Origin of the sequence: Paenibacillus montaniterrae, from assembly GCF_018403185.1 — a bacterium.
In the GTDB taxonomy this organism is placed as follows: domain Bacteria; phylum Bacillota; class Bacilli; order Paenibacillales; family Paenibacillaceae; genus Pristimantibacillus; species Pristimantibacillus montaniterrae.
This window is the reverse complement of sequence record NZ_BOSE01000004.1, coordinates 415346-433738: the sequence shown is the minus strand read 5'-3', so window position 1 is coordinate 433738 and position 18393 is coordinate 415346. Positions and strand designations below refer to the sequence as shown.

The following is an 18393-nucleotide window of genomic DNA, read 5'->3' as shown; positions in this document are numbered from 1 at the left end:
TTTGCACGAATGACAATATCAAGATCTAAAAGTATAGAGAGGGTGGAATATACTGCAATGAGCATCCATGATGAGCGCATTTCTTCTCCTTGGAAGAGCTACTATGGTCCGAACTATGGTTATGTTCTAGAGCAATATGAGCTTTATTTGCAAGATCCCAATCTGGTAGACCCTTCCGTTCGAGAGTTATTTGTTCGTTGGGGGGAGCCTCCTGGCGAATTCGTAGCTGATCAAGCATCTGCTACAGCAGGCAACGCTTCGGAAGCACGCGCTTCCTTGGCAAACAACAACATCCAGTTAGACAAAAATATGATTCAAAAGGTAGTGGCTGCACACCAATTGATGTTGAATATCCGTCGTTACGGACATCTTGGAGCAGATATTAATCCTCTTGATTTAAGCCCGAAAGCAGACACTAAGCTGCTTGAGCCTAAAACTTTTGGCTTGACAAAGCAAGATCTTGAAGCAATTCCTGCATCGCTTATATGGAATAATGCACCATCCACCATTACGAACGGATGGGAAGCTATTTTACGCTTGCGTGAAATTTACGCTCGCTCTGCTGCGTATGAATTTACTCATATTCATGATGAGCAGGAGCGCGAATGGCTATTTAAACAAGCTGAATCCGGCTCCTTCCCTGCGCCGCTATCTGCGCGCGAGAAAGAAGCGCTGCTGGAACGTTTGCTGCAAGTAGAAATGTTCGAGAACTTTATCCATAAAACATTTGTTGGGCAAAAACGCTTCTCCATTGAAGGCCTGGATATGCTTGTTCCAGTGCTTGATGAAATTGTCCGCACAGTTGCACATGATGGCGCTCAGCATATTCTTATGGGCATGGCGCACCGCGGTCGCTTAAATGTGCTTGCGCATGTGCTTGGTAAGCCATATGAAAAGATTTTTTCCGAATTCCATCATGCACCGAACAAAGCGCTTGAAAGTGCCAAAACGGTCAACTATGGCTGGACAGGTGACGTTAAATACCATATGGGTGCTGATCGCGCTGTTCATGAAGGTGAAACGGTTCGTGCCAACATCACCCTTGCCAACAATCCTTCACATCTTGAGTTTGTTAACTCTGTCGTTGAAGGTTATACGCGTGCCGCGCAAGAAGATCGTACTAAACCTGGTTATCCTAAGCAGGATCTTCATGCTGCCGTTACAATCTGTGTCCATGGCGATGCAGCATTTATCGGCGAAGGCATCGTGGCAGAAACATTGAACTTTAACAATTTGGATGGCTATCGCAATGGCGGTACAATTCACATCATCGCCAATAACCGACTTGGCTTTACAACCAACAGTCAAGATTCTCGCTCTACACATTATGCGAGTGACCTAGCGAAAGGCTTCGATCTTCCGATTGTGCACGTGAATGCGGATGATCCTGAGGCTTGTCTTGCTGCGGTCAGATTGGCATGTGAATATCGCCTGCGCTTTAATAAAGGCTTTGTTATCGATCTGATCGGTTATCGTCGCTACGGTCACAACGAGATGGATGATCCGGAAGGAACTCAACCGTTGATGTACAAAATGATTCGCAATCATCCGACTGTAAGCACGATTTATGCTAATCAGCTTGTTGAAAATAACACGTTGACGAAGGAGCAGGTTGAAGGCCTTCGCAATAAAACGGCGGAAGTGCTGCAAAATGCTTACGCGGCAATGAAGAAGCAAGCTGACAAAAAAGAAAAACGTGAAAAGCAGGAAGAATTTATCGTTCCGGAGGATGTGAAAACATCACTGCCAATCGAGCAGCTTCGTGAAATTAATTTGGAAATGCTGAATCGTCCAGAAGGCTTTACGGAGTACGGCAAGCTGCAGCGTATTTTGCAGCGCAGAGCTGTAAGCTTGAACGATGGGGAAAAAGTGGACTGGGCTCATGCAGAGGCATTGGCATTTGCAACAATTTTGGCAGATGGCACACCAATCCGCATGAGTGGACAGGATTCCGAGCGCGGTACATTCTCACATCGTCATATCGTGCTTAATGACAATGTGACCGGCGAAAAATTCTCGCCACTGCATTATATCCCGCAAGCGAAAGCATCATTTGCCATTCACAACAGCCCGTTATCCGAAACGGCAGTGCTTGGCTTTGAATATGGCTACAATGTGTTTTCTCCAGAAACATTTGTTATTTGGGAAGCACAATATGGCGACTTTGCCAACGTAGCGCAAGTAATCTTTGACCAATTTATTAGTGCCGGACGCGCGAAATGGAAGCAAAAATCAGGTATCGTCATTCTGTTGCCACACGGCTATGAAGGGCAAGGACCTGAGCACTCCAGTGCTCGTCTGGAGCGCTTCCTGCAGTTGTCAGCTGACAATAACTGGACAGTCGCCAACCTGACAAGTGCGGCGCAATACTTCCACTTGTTGCGCAAGCAAGCAAAAATGCTTGGCAGTGAAAATGTTCGTCCATTAGTGCTAATGGCGCCAAAGAGCTTGATTCGTAATCCGCGAGTTGCTTCGCATGGAATTGAATTTAGCGAAGGCTCGTTCAAGCCTGTGCTGCCTCAATTCAGTTTGACTGAAGCGAAGGCTCAGCGCGATAAAGTAAAACGTCTCGTATTTGGTACAGGTAAAGTGATGGTTGATATTGAAGAGGCATTGTCCTCGGCAGCGCCTTCCGAGTATGAGTGGCTGCGCTTGGCTCGCATTGAGCAATTGTACCCATTCCCGCAAGCTGAGGTTGAACGCATTATTAAGCTGTTCCCGAATCTTGAGGAAGTTGTTTGGGTACAGGAAGAGCCGAAAAATATGGGCTCTTGGTTCTACATGGAGCCTAGACTGCGTGCGCTTGTGCCAAATCAAGTGAGCGTAAGCTATATCGGTCGCCAGGAGCGCGCAAGTACAGCAAGCGGTCATCAAGAGGTTCATGTTAGAGAGCAGCAAGAAATTATTACGTCTACGTTAAATGGACAGCCATTTGAATCGAATATCGTAAGGGGGTAGCTACTAGTGGCAGAAATTATTGTACCAGAGCTTGGAGAATCAATTTCAGAAGGAACGATTACAAAATGGTTTGTTAAGGTTGGAGATACCGTTAGTCAAGGCGATGTTCTACTTGAGCTTGAAACGGATAAAGTAAATATTGAAATCAGTGCAGAAAGCAGCGGGGTTGTAGCTGCGATTAATAAGCAGGACGGCGAGGTTGTTGGCGTCGGTGAAGCAATTGGCTCCATCGGCGAAGGGGCAGCAGCACCAGCCCCTGCAGCCGAAGCAGCACCAGCACCAGCCGCTGAGCCAGCACCAGCAGCGCCAGCTCAAGCAGCAGCGACAGCACCTGCTCCTGCACCAGCAGCAGCCGCTAATGGTGGTGGGGCAGTTACAGCGTCTCCTGCAGCCCGCAAGCTGGCACGCGAGCAAGGCATTGACTTGAATCAAGTGCAAAACAAAGATGCGATTGGACGTATCTACCCTGATAATGTTCGTTCTCATGGCCAGCAGCCTGCAGCGCCAGCTCCAACACCAGCGCCTGCAGCAAAACCAGCGGCAGCGGCAGCGTCTCCGTCAGTAGCAGGCAAAGCTGTTGAACGCAAGCGTATGTCTCGCCGCAGAGCAACGATTGCTAAGCGTCTTGTAGAAGCGCAGCATACTGCAGCTATGCTGACAACCTTCAACGAAGTGGATATGACTGCGATTCTTGATCTGCGCAAACGCCGTAAAGAGTCGTTCTTCGAGAAGAACGAAGTCAATCTTGGCTTTATGTCCTTCTTCACGAAAGCAGTTGTCGGTGCATTAAAGCAATTCCCATTGCTGAATGCAGAAATTGATGGCGAAGACATTGTCATTAAGAAGTTCTACGATATCGGTATTGCAGTAGCCGCGAAGGAAGGCTTGGTTGTACCAGTCGTTCGCGATGCTGACCGTTTGGGCTTTGCTGAAATTGAGCGCACAATTGGCGAGCTTGCGAAAAAAGCTCGTACTAACACATTGACGCTTGAAGAACTGCAAGGCGGCAGCTTTACGATTACAAACGGCGGAGTATTCGGCTCCTTAATGTCAACACCAATTTTGAATACGCCGCAGGTCGGCATTTTGGGCATGCACAAAATTCAAATCCGTCCAGTTGCTATTGATGCAGAGCGTATGGAAAATCGCCCTATGATGTACATCGCTCTTTCTTACGATCATCGTATCGTTGACGGCAGCGAAGCGGTTCGTTTCCTCGTTACGGTAAAAGAATTGTTGGAAGATCCAGAGCAGCTATTGCTTCAAGGATAACGATAAATATAATGTTGAGAAAAAACCTTTCGAATTTTTTTTGTTCGAGAGGTTTTTTCTAGTTAATGGCAAATATATATAGTGTGATAGGTTTGAAGGAGGTACAAATTATGGAATTGTCTAATTTTACGTACGATTCGAATCCAAATGCATCCTTGCTAAAGCACACAGCAGCTCGTAATTATCCGTACTCCTACAGTCAATCCGACAACACTAAATCCAACAGCTATCTCAAGTTTGAGGCTTTAATTAAAGAGCAGTCCAATTTTTACTCTGTTTTAATGGATCATGTTGTAGCAGGTGTTTTTGTCATATATGAACATACGTTTATTTATGTGAATTCGTATTTTGCACAATTACTCGGATATGCTGTCGAAGAAATTATTGGACAGCCAGTTGAACGCTTTATTGAAGAAGAGGATTGGCTGCTTCCGCAATCGTTTGAAGGAATATTGGATAGTGAAATAACAAAGCGTCAAATTTTCAGATGGAATGGCAAGCATAAAAACTCATCAATCGTCTATTTTGAAGGCAAAAGCACGTCCATTAAGCATGACGGCGTCATTTACTATTTGTCCACCGTACAGGATGTGACCATCAAATACGAAAAAGAGCGAGAGTTGATCCGCAATGCCAAAATGTATCAGCGCATGCTTATGACCATTCCAGAGCCCATCTACATAACTGTTGACTACTCCATCATTTTTGCAAACCGCCATGGCCTGGATTTGCTTGGCAAAAGACATGTAAGCGGCTTGTCAGAGCAGTCCTTTCTTGATTATTTTGATGAGAAGGACCGCGCCGATGTCATGCATGATTTTCAAAGCGCACTGCTCCTGGAAGAAGCAACACCTTTCCGTCAGCAGCAAATGATCATCAACAACCGTGTTATTGAAGTGGAGCATTCCAGCGTCAAAATTGAAAACTACATTGGCAGAACTGCTATTCTAACCGTCATTCGTGATCTTACCGAGCGTCGTCAGGATGAGGAGCGGCTAGTTCGCTCCGAAAAGCTGTCTGTCATCGGCCAGCTTGCTGCTGGCGTTGCGCACGAAATTCGCAATCCGCTAACGGCTCTGAAAGGCTTTACCCAGCTGCTTCGCAATAAATATACGGAGCACAGCTACTATTTTGATATTATGGGAAATGAGATTGACCGCATTAATTTAATTGTTAACGAATTTATGACGTTAGCCAAGCCGCATTATAACGCTTTTCAGTTCAACAACATCGTTTCAATCGTGCAAAGCGTACTGTCGATCCTTGATACCCAAGCAACCCTGTATGGCGTAGAGCTTGATTTTCAAGCGCAGCAAAATTTGCCGAACCTGTATTGCAATGAAAATCAATTAAAGCAAGTATTTATTAACGTTATTAAAAATGCGATAGAAGCGATGCAGGATGGCGGCAGGGTAACAATTGCGATCCGGTTTGAGCCGGCGGAGCAAATGCTTCATGTTAAAATTCAAGACCAAGGGGTAGGCATGCCGGAGGATGTGCAAAGACGAATCGGCGAGCCGTTTTTAACGACGAAGGAGAAAGGAACCGGGCTTGGGCTTATGGTCAGCTCAAGAATTATCGAAGAGCATAAAGGCACGATGCTGATTACGAGCAAGGCAGGGGAAGGAACATTAATTGATATCCAGCTTCCTCTCCATATGGAGTATATGAGCAACGGCTAACGGCTAGCTTGGCGATCTATGCTGCAACGAATCTGGATGTTGCAATCCAGATTCGTTGCAATGCCCCTCTCAAGCCCCTGCTTGATGATGACAAATCTCGTTATCTTAATCAAGTAACTGGTGCTGGCGGCGGTACTGCTCGGCGGTCCAACCGGTTGCCTGCTTGAAGGCGCGTGAAAAATGAGCCAAATGCTTAAAGCCAACTTCAAGGCTTATATCGGTAATCGTTGCCTGGCTGTCGACCAGCAGCAGCTTGGCTTCATATATCCGCCGCTCCAAAAAGTATTGAAAAATGGTCGTTCCGGTCACTTCCTTGAATGTTTTGCTCAAATAATATTTATTTAAGTGCAGCTCACTTTGCAGCTGGTCTAGTGTAAGATCCTGTCTGAAATGCTGCTCAATGAATGTAATAATATCCTGTGCGTGCTTTTCTTTAGTCGTTGTACTGCTATGCTGGCTTTGCATCGGCTGCTGGCAAAGCTCACTAATGAACAGCAGTAGCTCGAGAAACACAACATGGCTTTTTTGATAGGCATAGGAGTTGTTCTGCTTCATCAATTGAGCCAGCTTATGCAATAATGCCTCGCATTCTTCCCGCTCTGCTCCCTTCAGCGACAAATGGACATTTTTAAGCTCAGTGAATGGCAAAAGCAAATCGCCTGTGAAGCTGGGCTGAATATGCTTTGCAACATAGGTAGGGTCAAAATGTATAATGCTCCGTCTATAAACATCCCGCCGCTCAAGCAGCGCTTTATGCAGCGTCATCCCATGCATTAGTATTAGATCGCCAGGCGCCAGCTTGTAAATGCGATCATTTATGAGGTAGCTGACCTGTCCTTCATAAAAGTAGTAAATTTCGTACTGATAGTGAGTGTGATACTTTAATGTATTGGGGATATCCGTTAAATAATTTACAGTAAATGGTTCAGCCGCAACTCCCAATCTGTTCACCTCTAATCATTCCTTCTAATGTGTCTAGTATACACCAATCTCGGTTAAATGGAGCAATAAATCGACTAATTCTAGCGAAGCCTTATCATGTTGTAAGTGCTAACATGAAGGTAGAATACATGATGGAGGATGATAATGTGAACGAGGTGCGAGTTGGAGTTATTGGCTTAGGCAATATGGGCAAGGGACATATCGGTTATATGCTGGAGAACAAGGTAAAGGGTTTGGAATTGACTGCAGTTGCGGATAAAAGCCAAGCGGCACGAGAGTGGGCTGAGCAGAACTTGCCAGCGGAAACAACCTTTTTTACAGATCCCTACGAGTTGATTGCTTCACCGCTAATAGATGCCGTGCTTATTTGCACGCCACATTATTCTCATCCCGAGCTTGCTATCGCTTGCTTCGAAAAGAACAAGCATGTGCTGATTGAAAAGCCTGCTGGCGTATATACGAAGCAAATTCGAGAAATGAACGAAGCTGCAGCGAAAAGCGATGTCGTATTTGCAATTATGTATAATCAGCGCACCAACCCGCTCTACCAAAAGCTGAAGGAGCTTATTGACAGCGGCGAGCTTGGCGAGATTAGACGCACCAACTGGATTATTACAAATTGGTTTCGTTCGCAAAGCTACTATGATTCAGGTACATGGCGGGCCACCTGGGGCGGAGAAGGCTCCGGCGTGCTGCTGAACCAGGTTATCCATCAGCTTGATCTGTGGCAGTGGACGATCGGCATGATGCCAAAGCGCTTGCGGGCGTTTTGTTATTTTGGCAAGCATCGCCAGATCGAAGTGGAAAATGAAGTAACCGCTTACGCAGAATATGAAAACGGGGCAACAGGCATTTTTGTTACGACGACAGCCGAAGCGCCTGGCACGAACCGTTTTGAAATTGCGGGGACTAAAGGGAAGATCGTGATTGAGGATGGCAAGCTGACCTTTAGCCGGCTGCGCGTAAGTGAACCGGAATTTAATGAAAGCTTTAAAGGAGGCTTCGGATCGCCTGAATGCTGGACCTTTGAGGTGCCGATTAAAGGAGAGTACCCTGATCATCGCGGCATTACACAAAACTGGATAAATGCGATTTTGCACAATGAGCCGTTGCTTGCTCCAGGTGCGGAAGGAATTAAAGGGGTCATGCTGGCCAATGCGATGCTGCTTTCAACTTGGGAAGACAATTGGATTGAGCTGGATTTTGATGAGGAGCATTATTGGAACCAGCTGAAAAAACGAATCGAAACATCCAACTACAAGGAGGAAGTAATTCATGGCGTTTAATGCTAGCGACGGAATGAACTATGCGCCGGTAGGCAAGCCTTCGCCGGTTGTAAAGCCTGGCGAGTTTTGCTTTGCGGCTACGGCGCTGGATCATGGCCATATTTATGGCATGTGCAATGGCTTAATTGAAGCTGGTGCGACTTTAAAATGGGTTTATGATGCTGATCCTGCCCGCGTGGCACAATTTCAACAGCAATATCCTGAGGTTAAAGCGGCAGCAAGTCTGGAAGTGATATTGGCGGATGCCGATATACAGCTAGTTGCAGCTGCCGCTATTCCTAATAAACGAGCTGAGCTTGGCATTGCGGTGATGAAGGCCGGCAAGCATTATTTTACAGATAAAGGTCCATTCACAACATTGGAGCAGCTGCAGCAGGTGCGTGCCGTATACGAGGAGACTAAACGCAAGTATGCCGTTTACTATAGCGAGCGCCTGCATGTTGAAAGCGCCGTTTATGCTGATCATTTAATTAAGCAAGGAGCAATTGGCAGAGTCGTGCAAATGATCGGGCTCGGACCGCATCGTCTGAATGCAGCCTCTCGCCCAGACTGGTTTTTCCGCAAGGAGCAGTATGGCGGGATTATTGCCGATATTGCCAGCCATCAGATTGAGCAGTTCTTATATTTCTCGGGAAATACTGAGGCAAAGGTTGTCAGCAGCGCAGTAGCGAATTACAACAACAAAGGGTATCCTGAGCTCGAAGATTTTGGCGAGGCTTACTTAAGAGGAGCCAATGGCGCTGCGGGATATGTTCGAGTAGACTGGCTGACGCCAAACGGATTGCGCACATGGGGAGATGGCAGAACGATTTTGCTAGGAACAGACGGCTATATCGAGCTGCGCAAATATGTCAACATTGGCTCAGGAGATGGCGCGAATCATTTGTTCCTCGTAAACGGCGAGAAGGAGCAATATATTCAAACGACAGGATTAGTTGGATATCCTTTTTTTGGACAACTAATACTTGATACTTTGCAGCAAACAGAGTACGCTATGACACAAGAGCATATTTTCAAGGTGGCGGAGCTGACGCTATTAGCGCAGCAGCAAGCGGAAAAGCTTGAAGGTTAATTCGATTTTTAGTCGCTTCAGCTTTAATCTAATTCGCAAAAAAATCAAACGCTGCTCGCCCAATACAAGATATGCTAGAGAAGCAAACAAGAAGGAGTGCAGAAATTGAAACCGTTTTTAGATGATAACTTTTTATTGCAAAATGAAGCAGCCATTGCACTATACCACAACTATGCCAAGCAGATGCCGATCATTGATTACCATTGTCACCTGAGCCCTCAGGAAATTTATGAAAATAATAGCTTTAATAATTTAACAGAGGCTTGGCTGGCAGGCGATCACTACAAATGGCGGATCATGCGAGCCAATGGAGCTGTCGAGGAGCTGGTGACAGGCGGTGCTAATGTAACGGACTATGAGCGCTTTGCAGCCTATGCTGCCGCATTGCCGCAAGCCATTGGCAATCCATTGTATCACTGGTCACATTTGGAGCTGCAACGCTATTTTGACGTGAAGGAAACGATTAATGAAGCGAATGCGCCTCTTATATGGGAAAAGGTTAATGAGAAGCTGCAAACCGGTCAGTTCCGCCCGCGCGATCTAATTGCGAAATCGAATGTAAAGGTCATTTGCACGACGGATGATCCGATTGATTCGCTCGATTATCATAAAAAAATTAAAGAGCTGGACAATTTCGATGTGCAGGTGCTGCCATCCTTCCGTCCTGATAAGGTGCTGGAAATAAACAAGGCAGGCTTTGAGGAATGGATCGCCAAGCTGGAGCAGGTCACTAGCCGCAAATTGGCAGATTACGACGAACTGCTTGCAGCGCTTGCCGAGCGTATTGCCTATTTCGATGAAGCGGGCTGCAAGGTGTCCGACCATGGAATGGACTATGTGCCTTACAGCGAAACGACCAAGGAGCAGGCCGCGCAAATTTATGCCCGCAAGCTGGCAGGCGAGACAATCAGCTTTGAAGAGGAGAAGCAGTATAAAACCTATACCTTCTTATTTATGGCGAAGCTGTATGCGAAGCATGGCTGGGTCATGCAGCTGCATATGAACCCTACACGCAACAACAATACGCGCATGTACGCCAAGCTCGGCGCGGATCGCGGCTATGACGCGATTAACGATGCGCCGGTAGCGGCACCGTTAAAGGGCTTGCTAGACGAGCTGGAGCAGGAGGATTTGCTTCCTAAAACGATAGTTTACTCGCTTAATGCCAACGACAATGAAATTTTGGCAGCCTTGATCGGCTGCTACCAAGGCGGAGGCGTAGCAGGCAAAATGCAGCTAGGCTCAGCTTGGTGGTTTAATGATACGAAAAAAGGGATGATTGCACAGCTTGAAAGCTTGGCCAATTTCGGACTGCTCGGACAATTTGTCGGCATGCTGACCGATTCCAGAAGCTTCCTAAGCTTTACGCGCCATGAATATTTCCGCCGCATTTTGTGCAATTTGATCGGTACATGGGTAGAGCAAGGCGAGCTGCCATATGATCTCGATCATCTTGGCAAGCTGGTGGAGGGGGTGTGCTACTATAACGCAAAAAACTACTTCACCTTCTAGAAGAGGTGGTTTAAAAAGTCCGAAGTTGATGACGATGTGGTTGCTTTGGAGCGTAGTCGACGGCGAATCTTGAACGCTAGCGAAAACTGCGGTGCTCACGTAGCTCTGCTCTACGCTGCGCTCCTCGTTTTCTACTAGCGTCCAAGCTTCTTGGTCCTGAAAGCCCAATTTTTAAACTCTCATTGGAAGAGGTGGTTTAAAAATTGGACTTTGATGACGATGTGGTTACGTTGTAGATTAGTCGACGGCGAATATAGCACTCATCGGGAGCCTGCGGTGCTCACGTACCAAAAAACGTACGCTGCGCTCCTCATTCCCTAGCTTCATGCTATCTTCTTGGTCCTGAAAGCCCAATTTTTAAACTCTCATTGGAAGAGGTGGTTTAAAAATTGGACTCTGATGATGATGTGGTTGCTTTGGAGCGTAGTCGACGGCGAATATGTTACGCTAGTGAAAGCTGTGGTGCTCATGTGGCTTTGTGAGGTGGAGAGATGCAAATTATATATAGGAAAATAATTGTAGCATCAATTACCGGTACAATTCATTCTATATTGTTGGGATTGATATTTTCTGCACCTTTTGGTGAGTCAGATGAGTCACATTTTTTACTGGATTTTATTGCAGCTACCCCGACTTATATGATGTATGTTTTACCTGTTGTGTATACTTACGGTATAGTCTGTTCTATTATAAGTGATAAGATCGGCAGTTTTTTAGCAAAAAAAAGTGATGATAGTCGAATTGAAATATTGGTATCTGCTTCTCTTCATATTGTATTTGGCCTGTTTTTATTAATATTCAGTCTTATAGGGGCAGTAATTTTTTTCTTAGTCGACAGCTTATTAATAAAAATGAAGCAGAAATATAATTTACTAGGGGCTATATCAAGTTTATTGCTGCCAATATCGTTACTTTGTGTGCTTATTAGCAGGTCAACTTAATGACCTGCTTTTTCTTTATTCATGGTGGGTGTCGCTGGTTGCATTATTGGTGTCAGACATGCCCTGACAACGAGCTACTGGGCTGTGGGCAGCAAAAAGTTAAGCATTTGTGGAGCGACGATATTGAGCGCGATGCAGATTAGATCGCTATGAAAGGCGACTCGCCCAAGCATAAAGAAGGCGAAGCCGCCTACAATGTCAAACGCAAAATAGCGTTTTATTGTGTTCATGTCAATAAATAGCACCGGGAATTGCTGAGCGGATGAATTAGCCATACTTTGTCTCACGAAACCCTCCTTCAACAGGCAATGTAACATCTCAATCTTATGAGGCAGAGCTTGAACATTATGCCTGTTCGCTGGAAGGCGAATAAATTTCTTTCAGCGTTTCTATAAAAAATTGCACGCGCTTAGGCACATAGTGATCCTTTAGCCATATTAATCCGATGTCGGAGGTCAGTTCCCCATCGGCAAGCGGAATAATTTTGATGCGCGGGTCCATAAAGGAGCTAAGCACTGATCGCGGCAGCAAGGCTACGCCCATGCCTTGCGCGATAAGCGCCAGTGTAAGCGCAACAGATGAGCATTCGCATATGATGGTAGGCTCGAAGCCTTGCTTGCTGCACGCGGCAAGCACCTGCTCATGCATATGGGTGGTTTGATCCGTTTTCAAGGTGAGCAGCGGCAGATCAGCCAGCTCGCTCAGCTCAAAGCTTGCCTTATCGTGATACTGCGACCACATTGTCGGTACAATAACGACAAATGGATCGGAGGGCAACGGCATGACCATAAGCTGCTTTGGCTCTGTCAATGCCTCGAAAGGCAAGCGGGCAAAGACGAGATCGATCGCATGCTTTTCAAGCTGCTCGCCAAGATAGTAATGATCGCCCTCCAATATTTTATAGCTTACCTGTGGATATTTTTGACTGAATTGCTCAATCGGATAGGGCAAGAGCGAGCTGCAAGAAAATACGGCACCTATCGAGAGCACGCCGCGCACGCCTTGCTCCAGCTCCTTCATTTCCTCGATCGTTTCATTGAATTGGGAGAATAAAGACTCTGCCTTGCGCTTGAGATGGATGCCGGCATCGGTTAGCTTCAAACCTTTCCCATGACGGTCAAACAGCTTTACTCCAAGCTCGTCCTCCATTTGCTTAAGCTGACGGCTTAATGGCGGCTGTTCCATATTGAGCAGCTTGGCAGCTCGAGTAATTTGCCCCTCGCGGGCAATCATCAAAAAATATTTAAGCTGTCGCATATCCATGGCAACGCTTCCCTTCGTTATTCCCATACTTAAAAGGTATAGATATAAAATCTAATAGATATTATAAATATACGTCAATAAATGTTATCATTCAATTAACAACATTAAATTCAAGGGAGAGTAACTCTAATGGCAGAGCAAATTACAATAGAGCGCGCACAGCAGCTGAAGCAAAAACCTGATGAAAATAAGCTAGGATTTGGTCAATACTACACAGATCATATGTTCATACTTGAATACCATGCTGACAAGGGCTGGCATTCAGGTCGCGTTGTACCTTATCAAAACATTTCGCTTGATCCTGCTGCGAAAGTATTCCACTACGGACAAACTGTATTTGAAGGCTTGAAGGCTTATCGCACAGAAAGCGGCATTAAGCTGTTCCGTCCTACGAAAAACTTTGAGCGTCTGAACAAGTCCAACGCTCGTCTAAGCATCCCGCCAATCGATGAGAAGCTGGCTTACGAAGGGCTAATTCAATTGCTGAATGTCGATCGCGACTGGGTTCCATCAGTTGAAGGCACGAGTCTGTACATTCGCCCATTTATTATCGCAACCGAAGCGGCGCTAGGGGTAAATCCATCGCTAAGCTATCTGTTTATGATCATTATGTCGCCTGTTGGCGCGTACTACGCTGAAGGGGTTAATCCGGTTAAAATTCATGTAGAATCCCATTTTGTACGTGCAGTTGCTGGTGGTGTGGGAGAAGCAAAGACAGCGGGCAATTACGCAGCTGGCCTAAATGCACAGGAAGAAGCGAAGGAGCAAGGCTACTCACAAGTATTGTGGCTTGACGGCGTTCATCGCAAATTTATTGAAGAAGTAGGAAGCATGAACGTATTTTTCAAATTGAATGGAGTAGTTGTGACGCCAATGCTGAATGGCAGCATTTTGGATGGCATTACACGCAATTCGGTTATTACACTGCTTAAGCATTGGGGAGTTCCGGTGGAAGAGCGCCGCGTTTCAATTGACGAGCTAATCGAAGCTCATCACAACGGTACGCTTGAGGAAGCATTTGGTACAGGAACAGCAGCGGTTATTTCGCCAATCGGCGAGCTCAGCTACCATGGCGAGAAGTATGTCATTAATGGAGGCGAAACCGGCGAGCTGTCTGCAAAAATTTATGATACGATTACTGGCATTCAAAATGGCAAGCTGGAGGATCCATTTGGCTGGCTAGTAGCACTAGATTAAACCAATAGGATAAAGGGATTAACGATGGGCACAAGCTCTCGTTAATCCCTTTTTTGTCCATCAAAACGGGCGAGCTGGCCGACTCTCAACAGAAAAGTCGGAATAGTAAAACAATGAGGTCTGGATTGAGGTAGTACAGCACGCATACAGACGATATACTAAAAGAGGAAGTCAAAAAATTCAACCATAAAACGTATTGCGAAGGAGGGGGAATATGCACTTTAACGAGCATACAAAGCTGGGTGAAATTATGGCGTGCCCAGCAACGAAAGCCATTCTATTTTCCTATTTGCCGCAGTTAAAGGATTCGCCATATTTATCCTTTTTAAAACGCTCCTCATTAGCGCAGCTTGCCGAAAACAAACTGATGAGCGGCAGCTTAAGTGAACATCTGCCTAGCATCCTGAAGGATTTGGCGCATACTGAAGTGCTGCTTGAGCCTGAGCGTGTTTATGAGCCATCTGAGCATTATGAAGCAGCTGGTGTAGAGATTGCATCGGCTGCTTTAGAGGCGCCGGGTATCGCAGAAAAGTGGGGAATATTCGAGCTTGCCATAAAGGGGCCGAAGCATGGCAACCCATTTGTCGATGTGCAATTATTTGCCGATTTTAAGCAGAATGATCAAACGATTACGGTAAGAGGGTTTTATGATGGCGACGGAATGTATCGGGTTCGATTCATGCCTGGAACAGAAGGCGTATGGCAGTTTACAACCTCAAGCAATGCAAGGTCCTTGCATCAGCTCAGCGGAGAATTTCTTGCTGTACCTGCTGCAGCCGGCAACAACGGTCCGGTGCGAGTTGCCAATACATTTCATTTTGCATATGAAAACGGAAAGCGCTATATTCCGGTAGGCACAACCTGCTATGTTTGGAATCATCAGCCGCAAGCGCTGCAGGCGGAAACGCTGGCTAGCTTGAAGCACTCACCCTTCAATAAGCTAAGAATGTGCACCTTTCCTAAGTCCTACCAATACAACAACAATGAGCCGGAGCTGTTTCCATACGAAGGCTCGCTGGAAAACGGCTTTGACTATACCCGGTTTAATCCGAGGTTTTTTAGACAGCTGGATGAGCAAATAGCGGCATTGTGCGAGCTTGGCATCGAAGCCGATCTTATCCTGTTCCACGCCTATGACCGCTGGGGCTTTTCCGAAATGAGCAAGCAAGCGGACAATCGTTATTTACAGTACGTCGTTGCACGCTTGGCTGCCTACCGCAATATATGGTGGTCGCTTGCTAACGAATATGATCTAATGTGGGCCAAGGAGGAAGAGGATTGGGAACGCTTTGCGGCAATTGTTACAAGTGAGGATCCGTACAAGCATTTGCTTTCCATTCATAATTGCCATCATTTTTACGACTATTCAAGACCTTGGGTTACGCATTGCAGCGTGCAAAGAGTTGATGTGTACAAAACAGCCGAGTATACCGATCAATGGCGCAAGCAGTGGAATAAGCCGATCGTAATTGATGAGTGCGCTTATGAAGGGAACATTGATATGGGCTGGGGTAATATTACGGGCGAGGAAATGGTTCGGCGCTTCTGGGAGGGCGCCGTGCGCGGCGGCTACGTAGGTCATGGAGAAACCTACTTGAACGATGAAGAAATATTATGGTGGTCGAAAGGAGGCAAGCTGCATGGAACAAGCCCGGCGCGAATCGCTTTCTTGCGCGGCATTATGGAAGAGGGGCCAAGCGAAGGGCTTAATCCCTATAATGCGGAATGGGATGCTGCTTCTGCAGCCGTTATCGATCATTATTATTTGTACTATTACGGCTTTAATCGCCCCAGCTATCGCTTGTTTTCAATGACGCCGGCTGTCCGCTTTCATGTTGATATTATAGATACGTGGAATATGACGATTACAAGATTGCCAAATACGGTAGAAGGTACTTTTCGCATTGAGCTTCCAGCCAGGCAGTATATGGCGATTCGCTTAATCCGAGCAGAGGAGGCTTTACATGAGTAAACGCACTGAACGACGCATGGATGGAATCGTTATCGTAGAACAACCGAATGGTCCAACACTTGGCTATAGCGAGCATTCCAAAGTGCAGTTAATTGAACAAGACGGAAAATGGTTTAAGGATTTGAGCAAGGATGGCAAGCTTGATCCATATGAGGATTGGAGGCTCACTCCAGAGGAACGCGCCCGAGACCTTGCTTCCAAGCTGAGCATCGAACAAATTGCTGGATTGATGCTATATAGCGCACATCAAGCTGTGCCTGCCAATCAAGGCTTTTTCCCTGCTACTTATCGGAATGGCAAAGGCTACGATGAAAGTGGAGCAGCTCCGTCTGAGCTGACCGATCAGCAGATCCAGTTTCTTACGCGCGATCATGTTAGGCATGTGCTGCTGACTGTTGTAGAGTCGCCAACTGTTGCTGCCCAGTGGAATAATAATGTACAAGCTTTAGTAGAGAGTCTGGATTGGGGCATTCCTGCCAACAATAGCTCGGATCCGAGACATGGCTCAGACAGCAGCGCAGAATACAACATCGCGGCAGGCGGTAAAATTTCTATGTGGCCAGAACCGCTAGGACTTGCTGCTACATTCAATCCGGAAATCGTTAAGCAGTTTGGGCAAATTGCTGCCAAGGAATATCGAGCATTGGGAATAACGACAGCGCTTTCACCGCAAATTGATATCGCGACAGATCCACGCTGGGGCCGCTTTAACGGCACATTTGGTGAAGACCCTCAGTTGTCCACGGATATGGCGCAGGCTTATATTGACGGGCTTCAAACCTCAGAGGGCAAGCAGGAAATTATTGATGGCTGGGGATACGACAGTGTCAATGCGATGGTCAAGCATTGGCCGGGCGGCGGATCAGGCGAAGGAGGGAGAGACGCGCATTTCGGTTATGGCAAATATGCGATTTTCCCTGGGAACAATTTAAAGGATCATCTGAAGCCGTTCACCGAAGGAGCATTCAAGCTTCAGGGCAAAACAAGACAAGCTGCTGCAGTCATGCCATACTATACCATTTCCTATAACCAGGATACGAAATACGGAGAAAATGTAGGCAATTCCTACAGCAAATATTTGATTACTGATTTATTACGAGAAACCTGCCATTACGATGGCGTCGTCTGTACCGATTGGGGGATAACGGACGACGAACCGCAAAATATTGAAAACTTATTTCCGGGCGGCAGAAGTTGGGGCGTTGAGGAAGGCTGCTCTGTTGCCGAGCGTCATTATAAGCTTATTATGGCGGGCGTAGATCAATTTGGCGGCAATAATGCGGCAGGCCCGATCATTGAGGCGTATCAGATTGGGGTCAAGCAGCTAGGAGAACAAGCGACTCGCGCTCGCTTTGAAAAGTCGGCGTATCGGCTGCTGTTGAACTTTTTCCGCACAGGCTTGTTTGAAAATCCTTATTTAGAGCCGGAAAAAAGCCAGCAAATCGTTGGTCATCCTTCATTTATCGAAGCGGGATATAGAGTTCAGCTTGAGTCAATTGTTTTGTTAAAGAATAAAGGCGGGCTGCTGCCGCTGGCGGCGAACACGAAGGTATACATTCCACGCCGTTATGTTGCACCAGGAAAGGACTGGTTCGGGTTCCCGATTGCCGCAAGTAATGATCATCCGTTTTCGCTGGCGGTAGCAGGCAAAACCTTTACCATTGTTGATCGTCCCGAGCAAGCGGATGTTGCTCTAGTCGGCATTCAGGGAGCAGCAGGCGGTACCGGCTATAGCGGTGAAGATAAGGAAAATGGCGGCAATGGCTATGTGCCAATCAGCCTGCAGTATCGACAATATTGCGCGGAAACAGCCCGTGAGCATTCAATAGCCGGTGATTCTCGCGCCAAAGATGTGTACAATCGCTCGTACAAAGGAAAAAGCGTGAGAACACATAATGAATCTGATCTTGATCTTGTGCTGGAGACGAAACGGCTCATGAACGGCAAGCCGGTTATCGTATCGTTATTGCTCAACAAGCCGACTATTGTGAGCGAATTTGAAGCGGAAATTGATGCGCTGCTAGTAAACTTTGGCGTACAGGATCAAGCGATCTTCGATGTATTAAGCGGCGCCTTTGCGCCTAGAGGACTTTTGCCTATGCAGCTTCCTGCTCATATGGCTACGGTAGAAGCTCAATTGGAGGATGTGCCGCATGATATGGAAGTCCATGTTGATGAGTGCGGCAATGCTTACGATTTTGCGTTTGGCTTAAGCTATACTGGTGTAATTGCAGACGAGCGCGTTCAAAAGTATGCTGTGCAACGCGCAAAATAGGTTTTTCGTAAAATAGACTTC

At 46.5% G+C, this 18393-nt stretch carries 13 protein-coding genes; 10 read left to right on the top strand and 3 right to left on the bottom strand.

Annotated elements, in window-relative coordinates:
* The first annotated feature begins 57 nt into the window (after window positions 1-57).
* The 3 genes from KJS52_RS13480 to KJS52_RS13470 all read left to right on the top strand — a co-directional run bounded on the left by KJS52_RS13480 (window position 58) and on the right by KJS52_RS13470 (window position 5912).
* Window positions 58-2958 carry a 2-oxoglutarate dehydrogenase E1 component gene (locus KJS52_RS13480; RefSeq protein WP_213515945.1) on the top strand — a complete coding sequence of 967 codons (2901 nt, stop codon included), beginning with the start codon at window positions 58-60 and terminating at the stop codon, window positions 2956-2958.
* A 6-nt stretch (window positions 2959-2964) separates the two neighbouring features.
* Window positions 2965-4230 carry a 2-oxoglutarate dehydrogenase complex dihydrolipoyllysine-residue succinyltransferase gene (odhB, locus tag KJS52_RS13475; RefSeq protein WP_213515943.1) on the top strand — a complete coding sequence of 422 codons (1266 nt, stop codon included), beginning with the start codon at window positions 2965-2967 and terminating at the stop codon, window positions 4228-4230.
* A gap of 110 nt (window positions 4231-4340) precedes the next feature.
* Window positions 4341-5912, top strand: a complete 1572-nt coding sequence (locus KJS52_RS13470) for an ATP-binding protein (RefSeq protein ID WP_213515941.1) — start codon at window positions 4341-4343, stop codon at window positions 5910-5912.
* 105 nt (window positions 5913-6017) lie between these two features.
* Here KJS52_RS13470 and KJS52_RS13465 read toward each other — a convergent pair whose 3' ends face one another.
* Window positions 6018-6863, bottom strand: coding sequence for a helix-turn-helix transcriptional regulator (locus tag KJS52_RS13465; protein WP_213515939.1), 846 nt, complete (start codon window positions 6861-6863; stop codon window positions 6018-6020).
* Between the two features lie 137 nt (window positions 6864-7000).
* Between KJS52_RS13465 and KJS52_RS13460 the strand changes: the two genes are divergently transcribed.
* From KJS52_RS13460 to KJS52_RS13445, 4 genes are all read left to right on the top strand, one after another.
* Window positions 7001-8140, top strand: a complete 1140-nt coding sequence (locus tag KJS52_RS13460; RefSeq protein ID WP_213516178.1) for a Gfo/Idh/MocA family protein — start codon at window positions 7001-7003, stop codon at window positions 8138-8140.
* Window positions 8130-9212 carry a Gfo/Idh/MocA family protein gene (locus KJS52_RS13455; protein WP_213515937.1) on the top strand — a complete coding sequence of 361 codons (1083 nt, stop codon included), beginning with the start codon at window positions 8130-8132 and terminating at the stop codon, window positions 9210-9212. The genes KJS52_RS13460 and KJS52_RS13455 overlap by 11 nt, the downstream gene beginning before the upstream one ends.
* Window positions 9213-9317: 105 nt before the next feature.
* The gene (gene uxaC, locus KJS52_RS13450) at window positions 9318-10724 is read left to right on the top strand and encodes a glucuronate isomerase (protein WP_213515935.1); all 1407 of its coding nucleotides are present in this window, start codon (window positions 9318-9320) and stop codon (window positions 10722-10724) included.
* Between the two features lie 491 nt (window positions 10725-11215).
* Window positions 11216-11665, top strand: coding sequence for a hypothetical protein (locus KJS52_RS13445; RefSeq protein WP_213515933.1), 450 nt, complete (start codon window positions 11216-11218; stop codon window positions 11663-11665).
* Between the two features lie 74 nt (window positions 11666-11739).
* Here KJS52_RS13445 and KJS52_RS13440 read toward each other — a convergent pair whose 3' ends face one another.
* Window positions 11740-11952 carry a hypothetical protein gene (locus KJS52_RS13440; protein WP_213515931.1) on the bottom strand — a complete coding sequence of 71 codons (213 nt, stop codon included), beginning with the start codon at window positions 11950-11952 and terminating at the stop codon, window positions 11740-11742.
* 58 nt (window positions 11953-12010) lie between these two features.
* Window positions 12011-12928 carry a LysR family transcriptional regulator gene (locus KJS52_RS13435; protein ID WP_213515929.1) on the bottom strand — a complete coding sequence of 306 codons (918 nt, stop codon included), beginning with the start codon at window positions 12926-12928 and terminating at the stop codon, window positions 12011-12013.
* A gap of 129 nt (window positions 12929-13057) precedes the next feature.
* Here KJS52_RS13435 and KJS52_RS13430 point away from each other — a divergent pair, with 129 nt between their 5' ends.
* From KJS52_RS13430 to KJS52_RS13420, 3 genes are all read left to right on the top strand, one after another.
* The gene (locus KJS52_RS13430; RefSeq protein WP_213515927.1) at window positions 13058-14125 is read left to right on the top strand and encodes a branched-chain amino acid aminotransferase; all 1068 of its coding nucleotides are present in this window, start codon (window positions 13058-13060) and stop codon (window positions 14123-14125) included.
* Window positions 14126-14339: 214 nt separating this feature from the next.
* Complete coding sequence (locus KJS52_RS13425; protein ID WP_213515925.1) at window positions 14340-16097, top strand: DUF5605 domain-containing protein; 1758 nt, start codon at window positions 14340-14342, stop codon at window positions 16095-16097.
* On the top strand, window positions 16090-18372 hold the full coding sequence (locus tag KJS52_RS13420) for a glycoside hydrolase family 3 protein (RefSeq protein WP_213515923.1): 2283 nt from the start codon (window positions 16090-16092) through the stop codon (window positions 18370-18372). The genes KJS52_RS13425 and KJS52_RS13420 overlap by 8 nt, the downstream gene beginning before the upstream one ends.
* Window positions 18373-18393: the final 21 nt, after the last annotated feature.

What these genes read in the sequence shown, in the direction of transcription:
- KJS52_RS13445 (WP_213515933.1), top strand. Translation starts at nt 11,216, where the DNA reads ATGCAAATTATATATAGGAAAATAATTGTAGCATCAATTACCGGTACA.
- KJS52_RS13420 (WP_213515923.1), top strand. Translation starts at nt 16,090, where the DNA reads ATGAGTAAACGCACTGAACGACGCATGGATGGAATCGTTATCGTAGAA.
- KJS52_RS13425 (WP_213515925.1), top strand. Translation starts at nt 14,340, where the DNA reads ATGCACTTTAACGAGCATACAAAGCTGGGTGAAATTATGGCGTGCCCA.
- KJS52_RS13480 (WP_213515945.1), top strand. Translation starts at nt 58, where the DNA reads ATGAGCATCCATGATGAGCGCATTTCTTCTCCTTGGAAGAGCTACTAT.
- KJS52_RS13470 (WP_213515941.1), top strand. Translation starts at nt 4,341, where the DNA reads ATGGAATTGTCTAATTTTACGTACGATTCGAATCCAAATGCATCCTTG.
- KJS52_RS13455 (WP_213515937.1), top strand. Translation starts at nt 8,130, where the DNA reads ATGGCGTTTAATGCTAGCGACGGAATGAACTATGCGCCGGTAGGCAAG.
- KJS52_RS13435 (WP_213515929.1), bottom strand. Translation starts at nt 12,928, where the DNA reads ATGGATATGCGACAGCTTAAATATTTTTTGATGATTGCCCGCGAGGGG.
- KJS52_RS13430 (WP_213515927.1), top strand. Translation starts at nt 13,058, where the DNA reads ATGGCAGAGCAAATTACAATAGAGCGCGCACAGCAGCTGAAGCAAAAA.